Annotated in this window: 6 protein-coding genes; 4 read left to right on the top strand and 2 right to left on the bottom strand. The window is 70.9% G+C overall.

What is annotated here, in order from left to right:
- Positions 1–817: glycoside hydrolase family protein (locus JM949_RS32030; RefSeq protein ID WP_203151830.1), on the top strand; the 817-nt coding region annotated here is incomplete at its 5' end.
- 63 nt (positions 818–880) lie between these two features.
- On the opposite strand, the gene JM949_RS32025 is transcribed toward JM949_RS32030, so the two are convergent.
- On the bottom strand, positions 881–1,765 hold the full coding sequence (locus JM949_RS32025; protein ID WP_203151829.1) for an NAD-dependent epimerase/dehydratase family protein: 885 nt from the start codon (positions 1,763–1,765) through the stop codon (positions 881–883).
- Between the two features lie 59 nt (positions 1,766–1,824).
- On the opposite strand from JM949_RS32025, the gene JM949_RS32020 reads away from it, so the two are divergent.
- Positions 1,825–2,244 (top strand): PPOX class F420-dependent oxidoreductase, encoded by a 420-nt coding sequence (locus JM949_RS32020; protein ID WP_203151828.1) that lies wholly within the window; start codon positions 1,825–1,827, stop codon positions 2,242–2,244.
- Positions 2,245–2,399: 155 nt separating this feature from the next.
- Positions 2,400–3,743, top strand: a complete 1,344-nt coding sequence (locus JM949_RS32015; protein ID WP_203151827.1) for a glycoside hydrolase family 18 protein — start codon at positions 2,400–2,402, stop codon at positions 3,741–3,743.
- Positions 3,744–3,800: 57 nt separating this feature from the next.
- On the opposite strand, the gene JM949_RS32010 is transcribed toward JM949_RS32015, so the two are convergent.
- Positions 3,801–4,196, bottom strand: coding sequence for an effector-associated constant component EACC1 (locus tag JM949_RS32010; RefSeq protein WP_203151826.1), 396 nt, complete (start codon positions 4,194–4,196; stop codon positions 3,801–3,803).
- Between the two features lie 225 nt (positions 4,197–4,421).
- On the opposite strand from JM949_RS32010, the gene JM949_RS32005 reads away from it, so the two are divergent.
- Positions 4,422–6,970, top strand: a 2,549-nt coding sequence (locus JM949_RS32005; protein ID WP_203151825.1) for a M14 family zinc carboxypeptidase, incomplete at its 3' end; no start/stop codon positions are given.

Below are 6,970 nucleotides of genomic sequence, written 5' to 3'. Positions count from 1 at the left end.
GGGGCGACCCCGCACGCCGACGCCGACGCCGGCGCCGAAGCCGACGACCGGGCATCCGGTCGCGCCGGCGGCCCCCGCGCTGACCGGCAGGCGCAAGGGCGTCGGCGTGTGGACCTTCGACGGGGTCAGCCAGGCACTGGCCAACTCCGGGGCGAGTTGGTACTACACCTGGGACGTGGCCCACCCGGGCGTCACCAGCCCGAAGGGCAGCGAGTTCGTCCCGATGATCTGGGGCGCGAAGAGCGTCACCGCGACCAACCTGCAACAGGCCAGGAAGAACGGCCGCTACCTGCTCGGCTTCAACGAGCCGGACATGACCGGTCAGGCGCAGCTGACCGTGGAGCAGGCGTTGCAGCTGTGGCCGCAGCTGCAGAGCACCGGCCTCACGCTGGGCAGCCCGGCGGTGGCCTGGGGCGGTGACCGGCCGGGCGAGTGGCTCGACCGTTTCATGACCGGAGCGAAGCAGCGCGGCTACCGGGTCGACTTCATCGCCCTGCACTGGTACGGCGGCGACTTCACCACCGCCAACGCGGTCAACCAGCTCAGGTCGTACCTGCGGGCCGTGCACGACCGTTACCAACTGCCGATCTGGCTCACCGAGTTCGCCCTGATCGACTTCTCCGACGGGGTCCGCTTCCCGACCCAGGCCCAGCAGGCCGCGTTCCTCACCGCGGCGACGAAGATGCTGGGCGGCCTGTCCTGGCTGCACCGGTACGCGTGGTTCGGCCTGCCGGCCACGGACAAGGACCAGAGCGGGCTGTTCCGCACCGGCGACACGGCGACCGCCGTCGGCCGTGCCTACCAGGCGGCCCGCTGAGCTGACCCAGGGCGTGTCAAAGCCACTGGCCGGCCTGCGGCGGGCCCGGCTTTGACACCCGCCCTAGACGTGGCGCCGCCAGGAGTGGCGCGGTTCGTAACCCAGCACCCGCCGTGCCTTGTCGATGCTGAGCAGCGTCTCGTGCTCGCCCAACTCCCCGCGCACCTCGACACCCGGGTAGACCTCGGCCATCAGGCTGGCGCTGGACCGGCTCATCACGGTGTCGGCGTTGGCGATGATGAAGACGTCGGCACCGGGCTGGTCGTGGGCGAGCGCGCGCTCGACCGCCTGGGCCCCGTCGCGGGCGTCGATGTAGCCCCAGAGGTTCCACCGGCGCAGCCCCGGGTCGGCGTCGAACGACGGAAACGGCGCGTAGTCCTCGACGTCCATCACGTTGGAGAAGCGCAGACCCACCATGACCAGCTCCGGGTCCCAGCGGCAGAAGTGCCGCGCCATCTCCTCCTCAAGGGCCTTGTTCAACGAGTACGTCGACTCCGGTCGCGGCGCGTACTCCTCGTCGACGGGCGCGTACGGGGGCGGGGTGTCGAACGGCAGCCCGAGCACCGTCTCGCTCGACGCCCAGACGACCCGCTTGATTCCGGCCGCCCGGGCGGCGGCGAACACGTTGTACGTGGCGGCGGAGTTGTTGGCGAAGGTGGTCGCGTTCGACAGCAGCCCGGGGGCCGGGATCGCCGCCAGGTGCACGACGGCGTCGACCCCGCCCGGGTGCTCGTCGGCACCCCCGGTGAACGCCTCCACCACCTGCCCGTAGTCGGTCAGGTCGGCCAGCAGGAACTCGCCTCCCACGTCGCGCGGGTCGCGGCCCGCGGCGCGGTCCACCGCCAGCACGTCGACGCCCAGCCCGCGCAGGTGGGTGACCACCGCCCGACCGAGCTTGCCGGTGGCACCGGTGACGACGACACGTCCAGGTAGTACAGAGTTGCTCATGACCCCATCTTCGCCGCGTAACGTACAAAGGCAAAACGCCGACCCGAGGAGGAACCTTCATGTCCAAGCCACCGCTTCCCGAGGCCGCGGTCGCCATGCTCCAGAAGCCGAATCCGGCGGTGATGACGACGCTTCGCAACGGTGGTCAGCCGGTCTCCGCGGCCACCTGGTACCTGTGGGAGGACGGCCGGATCCTGGTGAACATGGACGAGAGCCGCCGCCGGCTGGAGCACATCCGCAACGATCCCCGGGTGTCCCTCACCGTGCTCGACGAGGCCGGGTGGTACACCCACGTCAGCATCATCGGGCACGTCGCCGAAGTGCGCGCGGACGAGGGTCTCGCCGACATCGACCGGTTGTCGCGGCACTACACCGGCAACGCCTACCCCCGGCGGGAGCGCGGTCGGGTCAGCGCCCTGATCGAGATCGACCGGTGGCACGGCTGGGGCTCGCAGAAGGACAACAACCAGGTCGGCTGAGCGGCTGGCCCGGTCCGCCGGACGGCGACCGGGCCAGCACCGCGCGGGTCAGCGGGTTGGTCGGCTCTTGACCCTGAACGGCGATCCCCTTAACTTCATCAATCAGATAAGTCTCTTTACTAATTCTGTTCTGATTGTCTCGTGGGAATGTGCCGATGCGACCATTCCGCCACCGCCGTCTCACCGCCGTCGTCGCCCTGGCGACCCTGCTGGTCACCGCCGCACCGCCGACGGCCGCGAGCGCCGCCGACAACCAGCAGCGCCGCGCCGGCTACCACCGGGTCGGCTACTTCACCCAGTGGGGCATCTACGGCCGGGCCTTCCCGGTCAAGAAGCTCGACACCTCCGGGGCGGCGAGCCGCCTCACCCACCTCAACTACGCCTTCGGCAACGTCAGCGAGGACGGCCGCTGCTACCTCGACGGCGGGCCCGGTGAGGGTGACGCCTGGGCCGACTACCAGCGACCCGTCCCGGCCGAGGAGAGCGTCGACGGCGTCGCGGACGCCCCGGGCCAGCCGCTCAACGGCAACTTCAACCAGCTCGCCAAGCTGAAGGCCAAGCATCCGGACCTGAAGGTGCTGATCTCCCTCGGCGGCTGGAGCTGGTCGACGTACTTCTCGAACGCGGCCCGCACCGACGCCTCCCGCAAGGCGTTCGTCGCGTCCTGCATCGACCTCTACCTCAAGGGCAACCTGCCGGGCGGGGACGGCGCCGCCGGTGGCCCGGGCGCCGGAGCCGGCGTCTTCGACGGCATCGACCTCGACTGGGAGTGGCCCAACTGGGACGGTGAGCCGGGCAACGTCATCCGCCCGGAGGACCGGGAGAACTTCACCAAGCTGCTGGCCGAGTTCCGCCGGCAACTCGACGGGTACGGGCGCACCACCCGCACGCACCACCCGCTGACGGCCTTCCTGCCGGCCAACCCGGCGACAATGGACGCCGGCTACGAGGGTCGCAAGATCTTCAAGTACCTGGACTTCGCCACGGTGCAGGGGTACGACTTCCACGGCGGCTGGGACCCGGTGGCCAACCAGCAGTCGGCGCTGCGCGTGCCGGCGGGGGCACCGGACAACCCGGACTTCTCCGTCGAGGTGGCCGTCGACGGGTGGATCGCCCGTGGCGCGCCACGCGCCAAGCTCGTCCTCGGCATCCCCTACTACGGTCGCGGCTGGACCGGCGTCAGCGGCGGCGGCGACGGCCTCTTCCAGCCGGCCACCGGGCCCGCGCCGGCCACCTTCGAGGCCGGGTACGAGGACTACAAGAAGCTCAAGACCCTGGCCGGCAACGGCTTCGCCGTGCACCGCGACCTCCGCGCCGGGCACGCCTGGCTGTTCGACGGTACGACGTTGTGGACGTACGACGATCCGGCGGTCGTGCTGCAGAAGACGCTCTACATCCGACGGGCCGGCCTGGGTGGCGCGATGATCTGGTCGCTCGACGGCGACGACGACAACGCCACCTTGACCAAGACCATCGGCCTCGGCCTGACCAGCTGGTAGCCGTACCTTCCCACCCGCTCCGTCGCCGGCCGACTCGTCGGCCGGCGACGGGCCCGGCTACGCCTGCTGCGGGGCCACCGCGCCGACGGCGGCTCCGACGAGCGCTGTCACCTGGCCCATGTCGCGAGCCCGACGCACGTCCAACTCGGCCGACCAACCGTCCGGTCCGGTGAGGGTCACCGCCAGGTCGTCGCGGCGGTGCGTCAACCAGCCCGCGACCGCCTGCACCAGCACCATCACATCGGCGCCGCTGTCGACGAGCACCCGCAAGCTGTGGGTGGCCTCCGCCGCCAGGTCGCCGGACGGCACCGCCGCGTCGGCGACGGGCGTCGTGCTCACCTTCTCCCGAAGCCGATCCTCGGACCGCAACCAGGACGCGAGAGAACGCCCGGCATTGGCGGACGGAAGATCCGGCTGGACCACAAGCGTGATCGTCTCCCCAGACGCAGGCACTGCCTCCTCCTTCCGTTCAACGGTTGGCGCGGGACGCCCGAACCCGCGGCCAACCGGCGGGTGGTCGGTGAACAGCGTCAGCTCCGGCACCTCCTCATCCTGCCAGCCGGCCACGATGCCGGCATCCCACGCAGTCACCGAAGTCGATCAGGCCTTGACCGTCGCGTCGACCGGTTCATAGGCTCCGGCCACTGCGAGGCATTCCCCGAGAAGGGACCCCGATCCATGGCCCCATCGTCGCGTTCGTTCTGGACCGCACCTCCGAAACGGCTGGCGGGTGCGGCCACCGTCGCGCTCCTGCTCGGCCTGACTCCCCTGCTCAGCGGCGTGTCGACAGCGAGCGCCGCGCCACCCTCCCGCTGTAGCAGCGACCCGGGCGCCCGGTTGGGCAGCGTGCCCAGCCCGGAGGCCGTGCTCGGCTTCCCGCTCGGCGTCGGGCAGCAGCGGGTCGTCACCGACGACGAGGTCCGGACCTACCTCGGGGCCGTGGACGGTGCCTCCAACCGGGTCGTCACCGGCGTGCTCACCACCAGCGTGCTCGGCCAGACCTTGCCGTACGCGGTGGTGTCCAACGAGCGCAACGTGCGGCCGAGCGAGCTGCGCAAGATCGCTGACGACGTACGGGACCTGCGCGATCCCCGCCGGACCAGCGCGCGGACGGCCGCCCGCACCGCGAAGGACAGCCCGGCCATCGTCTGGGTCACCGCGAACGTGCACGGCGGCGAGAAGAGCGGCACCGACGCGGCGCTCAAGACGCTGTACGAGTTGGCCGCCGGCCTGTCCTGCGATGTCGCCAAACGCAACGACAACCTGGTCACCATCATCGTGCCGACGCAGAACCCGGACGGCCGCGACGCGACCCGGCGGCAGAACGAGTTCGGCTTCGACCTGAACCGGGACTGGTTCGCCCGCACCCAGCAGGAGACCGACGGCAAGCTCGAACTGTTGCGCCGCTACCCGCCGCAGGTCTTCATCGACGCGCACGAGATGGGCGGCCGGCAGTACTTCTTCCCGCCCAACGCCGACCCGATCCACCACGAGATCGCCGGTGAGGCGGTGGACTGGATCAACCGGATCGGCGCGGCCAACAAGGCCGGCTTCGGCTTCAACGGCGCCTGCGACGACACCGTCACCGTCGAGTGCTACTTCAACTACGACACGTACGACATGTTCTTCATGGGCTACGGCGACACGGTGCCGACCACCGGTTTCGGCGCGGCCGGCATGACGTACGAGAAGGGCAGCGCGTCGGCGGTGGCCGACCGGGTCCAGCAGCAGTTCCACACCCAGTGGTCGACGCTCGGCTGGGCCGCCGCGAACAAGCGTGAGGTGCTGGACGGCTACTTCGACATCTGGACCGACGCGCTCGCCCAGGGCCGGGCGGGCACCCTGGAGCCGAACGAGGTGGTGCAGCCCACCAACGAGGTCCAGTTCCCGGTGCCGGACAGCACGGTCCGCTCGTACTTCCTGCTGCCCGACCGGCAGCTCGCCGACGTCCGCCAGCTGGTCGAGCGGCTGCGCCGGATGGACGTCGAGGTGTACGAGGTGCGCAAGCCGACCCGGGTGCCCAGCGCGCGGGTCTTCGGCGGGCGCAGCGCCACGAACGTGACAGTGCCCGAGGGCGCGTACTGGATCCCGATGGACCAGCCGCAGAAGCACTGGATCCAGGCCATCCTGGGCGAGGACCCGTACGTTCCGTTCCCGTACTTCTACGACGTGTCGTCCTGGAGCAACCCGCTGCTGATGGGCATCTCCGCGATCTACACGGGAGACGACGTCCGGCCGAGGGCCGAGCTGGTCCGCAAGGTCGCCGGCGGTCGCACCGGCCCGGCGTGGCCCTGGGGCTCGTACACCTACCCGCTGGACTCGGCCGCCGCCGCGGAGTTCACCTTCACCCTGCTCGACCGGGGCGTCCCGCTCGTCCGCGACCTGAAGACCAGCCGGGTCGCGCTCCCGGCGGCCAAGCTCAGCCGCACCGTCGACGAGGTGGCCGCACGGCTCGGGGTCACCCTCACCCCCGGCGGGCGGCCCACCGGCACCCCTGTCGAACTGCCCGACGTGGGGCTGTTCCAGGGCACCGGCGTCTCCACCACCTCCGGCTCGCACGGCGAGGCACGCTACGTGCTCGGCAAGCGGTGGGGGCTCGACCTCACCCCGGTCACCACCGCCGACATCAACGACAACACCGAGGCGTTCACCGGGCGTACCGTGCTGCTGGTTCCCGACGGCAGCAGCGCGACCGGCGGTCTGACCGCCGCCGGGCAGGCCAACCTGCGCGACTGGGTCGCCAGGGGCCACACCTACCTCGGGTTGCGCAACGAGGGCACCCGGGTGGCCCGGGCCGCCGGGCTCACCTCCACCACCGAGAAGACCAAGCCGGACGACTACCTGGTGATCGGCTCGCACCTGCGCGTCGACGTCGACGCCTCCAGCCCGGTCGCGTCGGGTCGCCCTGCGGAGGACTTCGAGTTCAACAACAGCGACCCGATCCTCAACCCGAGCAGCACCGGGACGAACGTGCTCAGCTACCCGACGGGCGACACGTTCTGGGCCAACGGCTACACCGTCGGCGCGGAGGCGTTGAAGGGCACGGCCGCGGTCGTCGACGAGCCGACCGGCGCCGGTCGGGCGGTGCTGTTCGCGTTCAATCCGCTCTTCCGGGCGTACAACGAGAATGGTCTGCACCTGGTGGCCAACGCGCTGCTCTACCCCGCGACCGCGACCCCGGACGCCCGGCGGGCAGCCGGGGTCGACCCGGCGCGCGCCAGCGCCGC

Origin of the sequence: Micromonospora tarensis (assembly GCF_016803395.1) — a bacterium.
Classification (GTDB): Bacteria; Actinomycetota; Actinomycetes; order Mycobacteriales; family Micromonosporaceae; genus Micromonospora; species Micromonospora tarensis.
Note: the sequence above shows the minus strand (reverse complement) of the source record. Positions and strands in the feature narration are given on the sequence as shown.

Excerpts from the sequence above, each read along its gene's own strand:
- JM949_RS32025 (WP_203151829.1), bottom strand. The coding sequence starts at position 1,765 with ATGAGCAACTCTGTACTACCTGGACGTGTCGTCGTCACCGGTGCCACC.
- JM949_RS32020 (WP_203151828.1), top strand. The coding sequence starts at position 1,825 with ATGTCCAAGCCACCGCTTCCCGAGGCCGCGGTCGCCATGCTCCAGAAG.
- JM949_RS32015 (WP_203151827.1), top strand. The coding sequence starts at position 2,400 with ATGCGACCATTCCGCCACCGCCGTCTCACCGCCGTCGTCGCCCTGGCG.